Source organism: Cohnella candidum (genome assembly GCF_003713065.1).
Taxonomy (GTDB): domain Bacteria; phylum Bacillota; class Bacilli; order Paenibacillales; family Paenibacillaceae; genus Cohnella; species Cohnella candidum.
Genome location: NZ_CP033433.1, coordinates 5,089,150 through 5,103,140, shown reverse-complemented (window position 1 = coordinate 5,103,140; position 13,991 = coordinate 5,089,150). Strand labels below are relative to the sequence as shown.

Below are 13,991 nucleotides of genomic sequence, written 5' to 3'. Positions count from 1 at the left end.
ATCGGAAATCGCCGGCAGCGTAAAGGAAAAAATCAGAAGAAAAAGGGTGAAATATACATATCTGCCCCTTCCGGCGTATAAACGGGCTCTGCGAAATGCATCATAAAAATTTAACTTTATCGAACTTTCCACCGTCTAAAAGGTAATCGAAAAAAGGAGATGGCCAACATGGGAAAACTGAGACGATCGCATACCCTCCTGCTGCTTTGCTCGATTCTGCTAATCGGCGCCGCCGGCTGTTCCGCCGGCAACAACGGAGCCTCGCCGTCCGGCAGCTCACCGGTGTCGTCGCCGGCCGCGTCGCCCGCCGCATCGCCGAACGAATCGGCATCCGCCGCGCCAACGTCCGCCAGCCCGCCTGCCGATTCGGCGGATCCGGGTACCGATTCGACGAAGACGGGCAAGGTCACGGCGGTCCGGCTGGCGAATCCGATGATCGGCTGGGCGGGCGGCGACGGATGGATCGCCGGAACGGCCGACGGCGGCGCACATTGGAGCATCCAGCTTCGGCCTCAGAACGTCGTGCATCAGATTTTCGCCCTGAATAAGGACAAAGCGTGGGCATCGCTGGCCAGCGGGGATCACAAGAGCGTGAAGCTGGTCCGTACAACTGACGGAGGCAAACACTGGGAAGATGGCGGAACGGTGCCGAACGACTCGTTTTTCCACTTCGTATCGGACCTCGAGGCGTTCAGCGGCGACGCCCATACGACCGACGGCGGCAAAACTTGGACCCCTATGACGACGCCGGGCAAGACGGTCGGGGACGTCTACTTCCACGACGCCAAGAACGGATGGGCGGTCACGAACGGGCAGCACGGATTCTCGATCCGCAAGACGTCGGACGGCGGCAAAACGTGGACGACCGTACTGTCGAAAGACTCCGACGTCCCGCCGACGAATTCGGTGATCCGGTCGGCGGGCAAAAACGACGCCTGGGTCGAAGTGGTGGGCGGTTCGGGCATGTCCCAAACCTCCTACTCGCTGTTCCATACCCGCGACGGCGGCAAGAGCTGGCAGCCGGTCCTCGCCAACTCCGGCGCGGGCTCCGGTCCGGCCCCGGGCTTCACGATGGATGAGAAAAAGGTGCCCCGTAACGGCGGAAACTCCCCCGGCACGCTGTATGTCGCGAGCCCGGACGTCGCCTTCATGGGCGGCCAATGCCAAGCTTGCGACAAACCGAACCGGCTCGGCAAAACGACGGACGGCGGCGAAACCTGGGTCAACCTGAAGCCGGAGTATTCCGGCTTCGACGTCCAACAGATCGCCGCGGCGGACGCCGATCACGTCTGGTGGATCAACACGGACGGCCAAGAACCTTCGAAAATGTACGTGACTTCGGACGGCGGCGCGAATTGGAAGCTCGTTCATACGTTCGACAAACCCTCCGCCTAAAACGAAAAAGCCTTCTTCCGTCGAACCGGAAGAAGGCTTTTTTCCGAAATCTCAAGCTTTCGCCGTAACGCGCGGCTTCGGCATGAGCTGCACGATGAGCGCGCCGATGCATTGCATCCCGACTTTGACGACGATCTGCCCCGCGATCGCGTAGCCGACCAAATCCCACGGCAGGAAGCCCGCGCCGATCGGCGACAAGCCGATGACGACGAAGATGACGCTGTCGAACATGCCGCCGACGAGACCGCTGTACAGCACCCTCAGCGACATCGGAAGCCGCAGCCTGGAGTAAATCTCCGTATCGGCCGTCTCCGAGAACAAGAACGTGATCGTGGACGCCGCCACGATCCACAGCGTATCGCCGAGCAAATACGACGAGACCGCCGACAGGACCATCGCCGCTCCGATCGCGCCGTACGTGAGTTTGCGTCCGATCGTGTTCTGCACCAAGTCTCTCAGAATGAACGTCGCCCCGATCAGGAACGAGCCCGCCGGGATGATCAATTTGCCCCACAGGACAGGATCGTTGTTCGCCGTAATGACGTTCGCCATCACGATCGCCAGCAGATACAGCAGAACCAGCACCGTTTTCAACATTCGTTCTTCTCCTCCTTAACGGTTGTCGACTTTCTCGGGATACATATCGTGATTCATCAAACGATGGAAAGCCATCTCTTCGTACTTCGTGCCCGGGCGCCCCCAATTGCAATAAGGATCGATCGAAATGCCGCCTCTAGGGGTGAATTTTCCCCATACCTCGATGTAGCGCGGCTCCATCAGTTTGATGAGGTCGTTCATGATGATGTTCATGCAATCCTCGTGGAAATCCCCGTGGTTGCGAAAGCTGAACAGGTAGAGCTTCAGGGACTTGCTCTCCACCATTTTCACGTCCGGAATGTAGGAGATGTAGATCGTCGCGAAGTCGGGCTGGCCCGTGATCGGGCACAGGCTCGTAAACTCGGGACAATTGAATTTCACGAAGTAATCCCGGCCCGTATGCTTGTTGTCGAACGACTCGAGCACTTCCGGCGCATAGTTGAACGGGTATTTCGTGCCTTGATTGCCAAGCAGCGTGATATCCTGCAATTCTTCCTTGCCGCGTCCTGCATGGGACATAAAAAAATCTCCTCCTTGTCTCCCTCGGCTCATAGGTACGGCAGCCGGGACCGGGAACAAGAACGAGATTCGCATCCGAAGGAACTCCAAAAAAACAGCGATCGTCTATCTGCCGAATCTCTGCGCACAAAGCGAAGAGCGAGCCGGCTGAAGCGGTCGCTTGCTATAGTTTTTTATAGAGGGAGTTCGCGAACCTCTCCCGGATCGCCGAGGCGAAACCGGATTTTCTTGTTCAGTTGTCATCCGATAGGATAGCACAGATCCGGGCCGTTGACTAGACTGGGACGCTGGTCCCATTATTTGTATGGACTTCCATGCCAAAATACCTTATAATCTGACCTGACCACGAGAAAGGCAAACTTATCGAAAGATAAGGACGCAAAGCTACGGGCCTACCGGGCGAAAGCCCCATGGCGGCCGAGTTGCCGAAGCATAGGGAGACCCCTACTTCTTTGTCCCGACAAAACATCCTATCTTCTTGAGCGAAGGTTGGATGTTTTTTTATACCCGGATACGCGGCAAAAGGTAAGCGTTTTCTCGCTGCTCCAAGGCTTTGTGGGCTGTCTGACGGCACAACACCCCAAGGAGGCTGCCATGCGGTACGACGAATATTCCCATCTGGGCGGCAAACGCGTTCTTCATCACGTCATGGACAACAAAGGGCTGCTGCTCATTCCAGAGGGCACGGTTTTAACGGAGCACCATATCGAGCTGATGGCCAACTTCAAGGTCGACGTTTTCGACGTCATCGTCCAGGAAGTCGAAACGGGTCCCGCCAATCAGGCGGAAGTGAGGGAGCTGGTCAACAAAACGGCTGCCCGGCTGCAGGACATCGATCATTTCGTGCAAGCCAACGGAACGGTTCCGGTGCTCGAACTCGAGGAGAAAGTGCTCCCGGTCATCATGGAGGCCGCCCGTAAACGCAACCTGTTCCAACTCTTCGCGGATCTCAAGTCGATGGCGGATTACCGCTACAAGCAGAGCATCGGCGTCGTCGTCATGTCCGCCATGCTGGGCAAATGGCTGCACCTCGACCAGAAGGAGCTTTCCTTGCTCAATTCGGCGGCCAGCCTCTACGATATCGGCTCGGTCAAACTCCCCTCCTATTTGCTCAAGAAACCGGAGAGGCTGCTCCCCAGCGAGCGGGAGATCATGAAAGAGCACGCTATGCTGGGATACGAGCTTCTTCTGGAGTCAGGAGTGGACCCCCGCATCGCCCGGGTCGCCCTGCAGCATCATGAGCGGGAAGACGGCAGCGGTTACCCTCAAGGGATTAAAGGGAGCGAGATCGACCCCTTAAGCAAAATCATCGCCCTGGCCGACGTGTACGTAGCGATGACTTCGGCGCGCCCCTACAGGGAGGCGTATGCTTTCTACGAAGTCATCCACGAGATCCACAAGCAAATCATCCAAGGCCGCTTCGATTCGGCGATCGGCCTGACCTTCCTGAACGGGCTGATGGCCGCGCAGATCGGCAGCGAAGTCATTCTCTCCGATGAACGGAAAGGCCGGATCTTGCTCATCAATCCGAACTATCCGACGAGCCCCCTCGTCTCGCTCGACGACGAGTTCATCGACCTGAGCAAAGACGGTTCCGTCAAAATCAAGGAAATCGTAGGTTAGATGACAACCGGCCTTATAGACGGAAAGCTCCTCCTTCGCCTGTTGGCAAGGGAGGAGCTTTTTTAAATTAGCGGCTCAGTCCAGCTCGTGGTCGCCCAGTCCGAGCGGCAGCGGAGCCGGCTTCTCGCAGGTGCTTTGCATGATGTAATGCTTGCCTTGCGCCGATGCATCGTGGAAGCCGTGCATCGCCTCGAGCACGTGGTTAGCCATCGCGCCGTTCGCGCGGTGCTTGCGGCCGGTCAGGATGGCTTTGGCCATGTCCGCCGCGCCGACGCCGCGGGCGTTCTCCGCTTTGCCGTGGGTGAGCGGAATCTGCGACCACTCGCGGGATCCCGCGCGCCAGACGGACACAGGGCCGCCGAACGTGTTCGGATCCGGCACCAGCAGCGTGCCTTGGCTGCCGTACACTTCGATGCGCGGAAGCGTGGAGCCGCCCGCGATGTCGAAGCTGGTGAGCAGCGTGCCCACCGGACCGGAAGCGAAGTCGAGTACGCCCGCGATGTGCGTCGGCGTTTCAACCTTCACGACTTGCCCGAATTTCGGCTGGCTCGTGATCGTCCGCTCCGCATGGGAGATCCGCGCAGAGCCGGTGACGCGGGTGATGGGGCCGAGCATGGCGACCATCGCCGTCAAATAGTACGGTCCCATGTCGAACATAGGGCCGCCGCCGATTTGGTAGAAGAACTCCGGAGCCGGGTGCCAGCTTTCCGGGCCGCTGCTGGTCATGAAGGCCGTGGCGCCGATCGGCGTGCCGATCCAGCCGTCTTCGATCAGCTTGATGCTCGTCTGTATGCCGCCGCCGAGGAACGTGTCCGGCGCGCAGCCGACGCGAAGTCCCTTGCGCTCGGCAAGCTCCAGCAGCTGTTTGCCTTCCTCGCGGGTAACGGAGAGCGGCTTCTCGACGTAAACGTGTTTGCCCGCTTCAAGGGCTTTCATGCAGACCGAGGCATGCGCCTGCGGAATCGTCAGGTTGATGACCATTTGGACTTCCGGATCTGCCAGCAGCTCGTCTACCGAGCATCCGCGCACGCCGTGCTCGGCCGCTTTCGCTTTCGCGCGTTCGACGTCGATGTCCGCGCAGGCGACGACTTCCATCGACTCGAATCGTTTGCCGTTCTGAAAATAAATGCCGCTGATGTTGCCCGTTCCGATAATGCCGACTTTCAGTTTCTCCATAAGGTTCCCGTCTCCTTCATTGATCCCCGATCAGGATTGTTTGCCTTGCGCGGCCCAGAGAAATCCCCGCCGCATGAGTTCCAGCACCGGCGGCATTTCCACGATGTTCGCCTGATGGCCGAGCGAGTTGTAATACACCCGGCCGACTCCCCAGCGTTTCGTCCAAACCACCGGCATGTCGACCGCTTTGTTGAGTGAATGCGGCCCCGGCACGACCGGAAAGCGCGTCGTCGCGAGCACTTCGACCGCAGGGTCGACGTGCATGTAATATTGCTCGCTCCGCACGGTGAAATCCTCGAGTCCCTCCACTAATGGGCTGGAGCTGTTCGATACGTTGACCGTGTACTCCACGCCGTCATTGCCGGGATGAGCAACCCATTGGCCGCCTGTCATGAACTGCCAGTCCACGTTCTCGCGGAACGCGTCGCACATGCCGCCGTGGCAGCCCGCCAATCCCACGCCGGACTGCACCGCTTGGGACACGTTGTCCACGAGCTTCTGATCGATTTTATCCATCGTCCATACCGGAATGATGAGATCGAGGCCCTTCAGCTTCTCCCCGTCGGCGAAAGCCTGCAGGGTGTCCGATACTTCGACTTCGAATCCTTCCTTCTCGAGCAGTTCCTGGAAAATGCCCGCAACCTCTCTCGGTTGATGGCCGTCCCAACCGCCCCATACGATAAGCGCTTTTTTCAAAACGAATCCTCCTTCGTTGTCCCGCACGACTTCCGGACCACGAGCCTGGGCTCGAGCACGTCGCAAATCGGTTCCTGTTCACCTTCCGCGGCATCTAGAATGCGATCCAACACCCGCTCCGCCGCGAGCTTGCCCATGTCGTAAAACGGCACGTGAACCGTCGTCAGCGGCGGCTCGCTGAACCGGGCGGCATCGGAATCGTCGTAAGCGACGATCGCGAGATCCTCGGGCAGCGAACACCCGCGGTCGCGAAGGCCCTTCATGAGGCCGATCGCCATCCGGTCGTTGGACACGAACAAGGCGTCCAGCCGGTCCAAGTCCGCGTAGATTTTCTCCGCCGCGGCGTTGCCGCTCGTCCAACTGTAGTTCCCCGCATACAGCAGGGAATCGTCCGGCTCGATGCCCGCCTCCGCCAGCGCCTTGCGGTATCCGGTCAACCGGTCCGCGCTGTTGGAATACTGGGGCGAGCCGTTCAGGAATCCGATTCGCCTGTAGCCCTTGCCGAGCAGGTGCTTCACCGCGCGGTAAGCGCCCTCCACGTGGTCCGCGGCGACCGTGCCGATGCGGATATCTGCGAAGTGCTGGTCCATGACGCAGCAAGGCAATCCTTCCGCCGCGGCCTCGCGGATTCCCGCCATCTCGGACGGGAGGGAGCTGGCTCCGAGCACGATCGCGCCATCGACCCGCAGCGTTCGGAACAACGAAACGTAGTCGTAGACTTCCGCCGGATTCCGGAACAGCAGCAGCAAGCCGTAGCCGCGCTCATGAACCGCTCCCCCGATTCCGCTCAAGAGCTCGGAGAAGTAGTACGTCGAAAACAAGTGGACCTTGGGCACGTGCGGCATGACGACGCCGAGGTTTCCGCTTCTTCCCCTCGCGAAGCTCGACGCGACGGCGTTCAGGTGGTACCCGAGGCGTTCGGCCGCCTCGAGGACACGTTTGCGGGTCGATTCCTTCATCGGCCCGACGCCGTTCAGGACGCGCGATACCGTCGCCTCCGAAACGCCGGCGAGCTCGGCCACCTCTTTGCGTGTAGTCATCGGATCGTTCCGCTCTTTCTTGTGGTTTGCAAAATGTACACGCGTACATTATCCCCCTGTACCGGCTCGAAGTCAACGGGTTTTCGAATTTTCGGGAACAAAAAAAGTCATTCGGAGCATGAAATCGATCATTCGTTTCTTCTCCAAGCCTCTGTATTCAGTGCACCGTTGATGACCGCGGCGACAAACGCCCCCCTTGAAGCCGCAGCGATGGCCTGATGCATTCGCGATGCTGCATCGCCGGCACTGTATACACCCGGAATGTTCGTTTTACCGAATTCATCGACGACGATCTCCCCGAATTCCGAAATCTCGCAACCGATCGTCTGCGGCAAGTCCGATCCTATAACCAGATTCGGTTTGAAAAAGATGCCCCTACATGGAACGGTCGTCCCGTCTTCCAGGATGACTTGACGAACGATCCCTTCGCTAGAGTCGATGTGCCGGATCGGCGAGTCGTAAAGAGGCACTCCATTCAGCAGGAGTTCCTCACGTTCGGCATCCGTCAGTTCATCAGGTCCGTTCGTGCAGACGGTAAATCGGTTCGTCCATCCGGATATGACGGGAGCAAAGTGCATTAGCTCAGTTCCTTTATGGATGATGACAAGCGGCTGATCCCTTAATTCCCAGCCGTCGCAATACGGGCAGACGAAAGCGCTCTTCCCGTATACCTCCGCAAGTCCCGGAACGTCAAGCGGCCGATCCTTCATGCCGACGGTAAACAATATTTTTTTGCTTGCGAACGTTTGTCCTTGCTCCGTCTCCACTCGAAACCGGCCGTCGGCTCCCGCGATGGACACCGCCGTATCCGCCGCGAAAGATACGGAGGGATAGGCACCGATCTCTTCCTTCGCAATTCGCCGAAACTCGCTCGGACTGATCCCGTCGCGCGTAAGAAACCCGTGAACTTCGCGAGTCACGGCGTTTCGGGGACGGCCCGCATCGATCACCGCCGCTTTTTTCTTTGCCCTCCCAAGCACCAGGGCCGCGTTCAATCCAGCCGGTCCGCCGCCAATAATGGCCACATCGAGAAGTTCTTTATTCTCCATAAGTCACAACCTCCATAGATCTATAATATCCATATTTAGAATACAAGAAGTGCGTCACTTCTTGTTTACCTCGCGGTTCGACCGCTGGGATGCCTCATTCAAAACCGACTGAATCGTATGTTCTTGCAAGTATTGGTACAGATGCTGTTCCGCGCCGTTCATGACCTTCTCCACCAAACATTCGTTTTTGATCGGACGTTGCTGATCCCCTTGCGCACCCCCTTCTTCCGCCAACAACCGATGCTGCCGCGAATTCGAATTGGAACACTCGAATAACTGCTGTCTTCCTTCAATCACTTGAATGACATCCAGAAAGGTAATCTGATCGGCCGGCCTCGCAAGTTCGTAACCCCCGTTAACTCCCGGAACGGCACGTACGATTCCATCCTGCCTCAGCTTGGACATGATTTTGGATAAATAACTCTCGGAAACGTTAAGCGCCCCGGATAATTCCTTGATCCCGACGTTGCTGGAACGCTCCGAGTGTCCCAGATGAATCAAGGCGTGGAGGGCATAATCCGTACTTTTGGAGAATTGCATGTTTTCACCTCGCTTTTGATCATCCTTATTGTAGACCTGTATTGTCCATAATAAAGGATTCCAATCCAAAGTTCAATGCCAAATAAAACGACGAATCCGAAGATTCGCCGTTTGGGTGTCTTTGCGATTAACGGGACTTCTGCTGCTCCATGATCCGGCCGTGGGAGGGCAGGAACGCCATCGTGAGCAAATTGGCGGCCGTAATCGCGAACAGCAGCACGAATACCGCATGCATGCCCGCGGTGAGCTCCGGGATCGTTCCCGGATCGGAAGTCACGTAGTGGTTGAAGATCGTTCCGAAAATCGCCACGCCCACGGTCTGCCCGAGCGAGCGCATCAAGGAGTTCGAGGCGTTGGCGACGCCCCGCATTTCCCAGCCGACGACCGACTGGACGATGACCGTCTGAGGCGTCGACACGAACCCCATGCCGAAGCCGAAAATGATCATGATGCCGACCCAGAAGGCGTACGGGGAATCGACGTTCAGCCCGGTCAGCCATGCGCCTGCGGCGACCACGGCGACCGATCCGAACACCACCGAGGCTTTGATGCCGACGCGGTACATGATTCTTCCGACGATCGTGGCGGCCAGCGGCCAAGCCAGCGACATCGGCATGACCGTAAAGCCGGAATTGGTCGCAGAATGGCCGAGCACCGACTGGATCCAGATCGGCGCGTAAATCGTGACGCCGGTCGTGACGCTGAAGGCGAGGAACCCGCTGACGTTCACCACGTTCAGGACGCGGATTTTGAAAATCGACAGCGGCACCATCGGCTCTTCCGCGTATTTCTCGACGAGCAGGAACAAGGCGGCGAAAATGACCGCGACGGCGAACAAGCCAATGATAAGGCCGGAATCCCAAGGGTGGTCCCCTCCTCCGCTAAGCAACGCGTACATGAGCGAGGAAAGCGCGACCGTAAACGTAAGGGCGCCGAGGTAGTCGATTTTCTTCTTTTTGCGTTCGAAATTTTCGTGCAGGAACCCGACGACGAGAACTGCGGCGACGATACCGATCGGCACGTTGATGTAGAAAATCCAGCGCCAGGACACCTGATCGACGAAATAACCTCCGACCAAAGGACCGAGAAGTCCGGCGATGGACCAGACGGAGCCGAACACGCCCATCATGCGCGCGCGTTTCTCGCCGGGGAAAATGTCCCCGACGATCGTGAAGCAGACCGGGTTCAACGCGCCGGCGCCGATTCCTTGCAGGGCACGGAACAGCACGAGCGCCGTCATCGATTGGGCCATCCCGCACAGGATCGAACCGAGCACGAAAAAGACGATGCCGATGACGAACACCATTTTGCGCCCGAACAGGTCGGTCAGTTTGCCGAAAATCGGCGTGGTGACGCACGTCGTCAGCGTATAAATCGAGAATACCCAGCTCATCAGGCTCATTCCCTGAAGCTCTTCGGTAATTTTGGGCATGGCCGTCGCCACGACGGTAACGTCGAGCGCGCCGATGAACAGCGCGGCGAGCAGGCCGGCGGTAACCATTTTGACATTGGTATGGGTCATGGGAAGTGCGCCTTCTTTCGATTAAGGAGATACGAAGCAAGCTAAATCATTATCGGAAACGCCCCAAAACTTGTCAATCCCGTCTTACAGGGAGATTCCCAGCTCGGATGCGGTACCGCGGATGAAAGCCGCTGCGGCGGCATAGTCTTGCTCCGTGGCGAGATGTTCGATGATCAGCGGCGTATCGGGTCCCAGCTTGCCCAGCTCCGTCAGAAACGTCCGGTAATCGAGCGCGCCCGTCCCGGGCAGCACCTCGTCCAAGTGAACGGTCAGTTTGCCGGCCAGCTTGATGTCCTTCGCATGGCAGTTCTTGATATAGGGCCCGAGCTTGGCAATGAAATCACGGATCATCTCGCCGTTCCGATAATACGTGCGGGGGCTGGAGATCATGTTGACCGGGTCCAGATGGACGGCGAACGCCGGACGGTCGATGGCCCTGAGCAGCGCCAAATAGGTGTCCGCAGAATCGGGGTACGTCCAAGGCATCGTCTCCAGCGTGAAGAACGTCCGGGACGGGTTCACTTGGTCGATGATGCCGCGCACCGTCTCCACGATGAGATCGAAGGTCTCGTCCGAAAAATTGTCCGGGTGCGGCCCGTCCCACTGTTCGCCTCGCGACCCCGCGATATTGACGCAGCACCCGGCCCCAATCTCCTCCGCCAAGGCGAGCTGCTTCGCGCAATACTCCATGGCCTGACGCCGCACTTCCGGATCCGCGCTGATCGGATTGCTCCACGCGCCTACCTCGGCGATGAAGATATCGTTCGCGGCCGCCGCGTCCCGGTAAGCGCGGATGAGCGCTCCGTCCGCTTCGTGGTTCACGGGACACACCGCCGCGCGGAATCCCGCTTTGCGAACGGCGTCCACCCAGCTTTCCGGATCCTGCCGTTCCGGATACACTTGTCCTCCCAGTCTCATTCCGTTTCCCTCCTGATCACGATGGCTTTCAGAACAGGTACGCATGAATAGCTAACGTTAAAAAGTAACGCTGGAGCGCCGCAAACCCCGTCCTCTCTTGCTGCAGCGCTAAAAAGTAGCGTTGCAACACTTCAAACTTCTACAAATCCTACTCCAACGTTAAAAATTAACGCTGGAGCGGAACAAGTTCGATCCTTCGTCTCTGTAACGCTAATAAATAACGTTGGAGAAGGAAAAACCCGGTTACGGCAGAGACTCCCCGTGCACCCCTCCTGCACGCGAAATAGCGGCCGAAGCCGCTATTTGCCGAATTGCTGGTGCTGCTTCATCAGATCCGCTTTCAGCTGCCACAGCTTCTCGCTGAGCGACACGCGGAACACTTCCGGATTCAGCTTGCGCATGTATTGCGGCCAGAACAGCTCGAGCTGCCGCTCGTGATACGCGCGGATCTCCTCCAGAGAGGGCAGCTCATATACCTGCTTGCCGTCCGCGAAAATCGGCGTCAGCAGCGGAACGGCTTCGTAATCGTCCAGATGCTTGGACAGGTACGGATGAACCGGATCGAACACGCGGATCGTCTCCCCGTTCCGGACATCGTCCTCGTCCGTCATCGCCAAGTAGCCCGCTTCCGCTTTGCCGGTCTTCCGGTTCACGAGCCGGTACAGCTCCTTGCGCCCCGGGTTCGTGACCTTCTCCGGATTGCCGGACAGCTTGATGACCGGCTCTTCGCGGCCGTCCTTCTCCCGGGCGACGAGCTTGTAGACGCCGCCGAGCGCCGGTTGGTCCGCCGCCGTGATGAGCTGCGTGCCGACTCCCCAGACGTCGACTTTCGCGTTTTGGGCTTTCAGGTCGAAAATGATGTTCTCGTCCAGATCGCCTGAAGCGACGATCCGCACGTAAGGCAGTCCCGCCTCGGCCAGCATCTCGCGGGAACGCTGGGACAAATACGCCAGGTCGCCGCTGTCGATCCGGATGGCCATCATGCGTTTGCCCTGAGCCTCGAGCAGCTTCGCGACCCGGATCGCGTTCGGAACGCCGCTTCTGAGCGTATCGTAGGTGTCGACCAGCAGCGTCACCTGATCCGGCAGCGCCTCGGCGTATTGCCGGAACGCGTCTTCCTCGTCGTCATGGCCCTGCACCCAGGCGTGCGAATGCGTCCCCTGGACCGGGATGCCGAACAGCATGCCGGCCCGCAGGTTGGAAGTGGCGTGAAAGCCGGCGATATAGGCGGCTCTGGCTCCCCACAACGCGGCATCCGCTTCCTGCGCCCGCCTCGTGCCGAATTCCAGCAGCAGATCGTTCGGCGCCGCCCGTTTGATCCGGGACGCCTTGGTGGCGATCAGCGTCTGATAGTTCATGAAGTTCAGCATCGCCGTCTCGATCAATTGCGCTTCGAACACGCGGGCTTCGACCCGGATCAGCGGCTCGTTCGGAAAAACGATCGTCCCCTCCGGCACCATGTCGAGTTGGCCGGTGAAGCGGAAGTTCCGAAGCTCCTCAAGGAATTCCTCGCGGTAATTCTCCTCTTGCGTCCGCAAATACGCGATTTCCTCTTCCTCGAAGCGAAGCTCCTGCATGTAGCGGACGATCCGCTCCAAGCCGGCGAATACGGCATACCCGTTGCCGAAAGGAAGCTTGCGGAAATAGGCCTCGAAAACGGCCCGCTGGTTCAACGTGCCCTGAACCCAGTGGGCGTACATCATGTTGATCTGGTATTTGTCCGTATGCAGGGTTAAATGATGTCGGTCGTTCATCCTCACAACCTCCCTTGGACTTTTATAACATTTTCCTGGCGCCCGGAATCATCCGGATGAGCCCGGCGGCTCCGAAGCAAACGGCGACGGCCAGCACCGAGACGATCACCCATTTGACCATCGGAGGAAGCGCGACGCCGTGGAACGCGATCGTCCATCCGACGACGATGGGAGGGTGGATCAGAAACACCGTATAGGCGTGGGCGGAAAGCCATTTTCGAAAAGGACCCGCGTCGGCGAATCTGCGCTGAAACCAGGTAATCAGCGTGATGACAAGGCCGATGCACACGAACGGCTCCCACATCGCGTACAAGAATGCTTGCGGATTCGCGCCGCCGTCTACGGATATTCCCGTATCCAACGCCCCCATGGCGATTAACCCGACGGGCAGTACGGGGATGGCGCCGACGCCGATCCATTTCCAGACGGTGCGCAAGCGGGGCGGGACGTTGAACAGCCACCCGTTTCGATAGGCGACGATCCCCACGATGAACAACAGGATATAAGACGGAAAATAGCCCAGCTGAAGCTCGAGCGGCCCCGTGCCCGTCGGATACGCGAGACGGACGGCGAAGGCGATCAGACCAAGCAAAACGGCTGCCACCAGCAGTTTGGGCGTGCTCGGGAACGGAACCGGAGCCCGATCCTCCGCCGGCCTCCTCGCGATCAAACGATACAAAACGTACAGAATCGCGAAATAAATCGACGCCTCCAGAAACCACGCGGGTCCGAAGAAAGTACTGTCGAAGCTCCAAACGTATTTCCGGTAATACTCCCCGAGCCCCATTTCAGTCCGATTCCGTGCGTACCACGCCGTCACCGGGCCGATCGCGAAATAATAGAACGCTAGCGGAATGCCGAGCCGTACGAACCTGTCTTTCAAAAAGCGGACGGGCCCCTTGCGATCGTAAGAAGATGGAATGAAATAAGATGACAGGAAAAAGAACAGTCCCATGAAGTATGCCTGATTTACCGCCGTAAAAATCGTCAGCAGGATGACCGAGATCGTCATTTCGCTTTTGTCGACGTCTTCGAGTATCCAAGAGCCGGCGGCCCCGTAGGCGATGGAGGTATGGAACACCACCACCAGCATCGTCAAAGCCGTCCGCAAATTGTCCAAATAATCGAGCCTCTGTTTCAACGTTCCGTCTCCTCCGCCTCA

Annotated in this window: 13 protein-coding genes and 2 riboswitches; of the genes, 2 read left to right on the top strand and 11 right to left on the bottom strand. The window is 58.5% G+C overall.

The features are described 5' to 3' along the window. Window positions 1–168 precede the first annotated feature (168 nt). Window positions 169–1,395, top strand: coding sequence for a WD40/YVTN/BNR-like repeat-containing protein (locus EAV92_RS23585; RefSeq protein WP_123043343.1), 1,227 nt, complete (start codon window positions 169–171; stop codon window positions 1,393–1,395). 51 nt (window positions 1,396–1,446) lie between these two features. Here EAV92_RS23585 and EAV92_RS23580 read toward each other — a convergent pair whose 3' ends face one another. Together EAV92_RS23580 and queF are read right to left on the bottom strand one after the other, a co-directional pair. Next, window positions 1,447–1,992 carry a VUT family protein gene (locus EAV92_RS23580; RefSeq protein ID WP_241158373.1) on the bottom strand — a complete coding sequence of 182 codons (546 nt, stop codon included), beginning with the start codon at window positions 1,990–1,992 and terminating at the stop codon, window positions 1,447–1,449. Between the two features lie 15 nt (window positions 1,993–2,007). Beyond that, window positions 2,008–2,511, bottom strand: coding sequence for a preQ(1) synthase (queF, locus tag EAV92_RS23575; protein ID WP_123043342.1), 504 nt, complete (start codon window positions 2,509–2,511; stop codon window positions 2,008–2,010). Between the two features lie 159 nt (window positions 2,512–2,670). Then, window positions 2,671–2,714, bottom strand: a riboswitch (PreQ1 riboswitch). 140 nt (window positions 2,715–2,854) lie between these two features. Beyond that, a riboswitch (cyclic di-GMP riboswitch) is annotated at window positions 2,855–2,941 on the top strand. Window positions 2,942–3,105: 164 nt separating this feature from the next. Between queF and EAV92_RS23570 the strand changes: the two genes are divergently transcribed. Then, the gene (locus EAV92_RS23570; RefSeq protein ID WP_123043341.1) at window positions 3,106–4,134 is read left to right on the top strand and encodes an HD-GYP domain-containing protein; all 1,029 of its coding nucleotides are present in this window, start codon (window positions 3,106–3,108) and stop codon (window positions 4,132–4,134) included. A 75-nt stretch (window positions 4,135–4,209) separates the two neighbouring features. Here EAV92_RS23570 and EAV92_RS23565 read toward each other — a convergent pair whose 3' ends face one another. The 9 genes from EAV92_RS23565 to EAV92_RS23525 all read right to left on the bottom strand — a co-directional run bounded on the left by EAV92_RS23565 (window position 4,210) and on the right by EAV92_RS23525 (window position 13,970). Beyond that, a complete protein-coding gene (locus EAV92_RS23565; RefSeq protein ID WP_123043340.1) occupies window positions 4,210–5,310 on the bottom strand; it encodes a Gfo/Idh/MocA family protein in 1,101 nt (366 codons plus the stop codon). A 30-nt stretch (window positions 5,311–5,340) separates the two neighbouring features. Next, window positions 5,341–6,006: a ThuA domain-containing protein gene (locus EAV92_RS23560; protein WP_123043339.1), complete on the bottom strand. Its 666-nt coding sequence runs from the start codon at window positions 6,004–6,006 to the stop codon at window positions 5,341–5,343. After that, window positions 6,003–7,046 carry a LacI family DNA-binding transcriptional regulator gene (locus tag EAV92_RS23555; protein WP_123043338.1) on the bottom strand — a complete coding sequence of 348 codons (1,044 nt, stop codon included), beginning with the start codon at window positions 7,044–7,046 and terminating at the stop codon, window positions 6,003–6,005. Before EAV92_RS23555 ends, EAV92_RS23560 begins: the two co-directional genes overlap by 4 nt. Before the next feature lie 128 nt (window positions 7,047–7,174). Then, a complete protein-coding gene (locus EAV92_RS23550; protein WP_123043337.1) occupies window positions 7,175–8,095 on the bottom strand; it encodes an NAD(P)/FAD-dependent oxidoreductase in 921 nt (306 codons plus the stop codon). Window positions 8,096–8,149: 54 nt separating this feature from the next. After that, window positions 8,150–8,635, bottom strand: coding sequence for an RrF2 family transcriptional regulator (locus EAV92_RS23545; RefSeq protein WP_123043336.1), 486 nt, complete (start codon window positions 8,633–8,635; stop codon window positions 8,150–8,152). Between the two features lie 127 nt (window positions 8,636–8,762). Further along, window positions 8,763–10,157 carry an MDR family MFS transporter gene (locus EAV92_RS23540; protein ID WP_241158372.1) on the bottom strand — a complete coding sequence of 465 codons (1,395 nt, stop codon included), beginning with the start codon at window positions 10,155–10,157 and terminating at the stop codon, window positions 8,763–8,765. An 84-nt stretch (window positions 10,158–10,241) separates the two neighbouring features. Beyond that, window positions 10,242–11,075 carry a sugar phosphate isomerase/epimerase family protein gene (locus EAV92_RS23535; protein WP_123043335.1) on the bottom strand — a complete coding sequence of 278 codons (834 nt, stop codon included), beginning with the start codon at window positions 11,073–11,075 and terminating at the stop codon, window positions 10,242–10,244. A 299-nt stretch (window positions 11,076–11,374) separates the two neighbouring features. Then, complete coding sequence (locus EAV92_RS23530; protein WP_123043334.1) at window positions 11,375–12,829, bottom strand: nicotinate phosphoribosyltransferase; 1,455 nt, start codon at window positions 12,827–12,829, stop codon at window positions 11,375–11,377. Between the two features lie 22 nt (window positions 12,830–12,851). Then, window positions 12,852–13,970, bottom strand: a complete 1,119-nt coding sequence (locus EAV92_RS23525) for an acyltransferase family protein (protein ID WP_123043333.1) — start codon at window positions 13,968–13,970, stop codon at window positions 12,852–12,854. Window positions 13,971–13,991 lie beyond the last annotated feature (21 nt).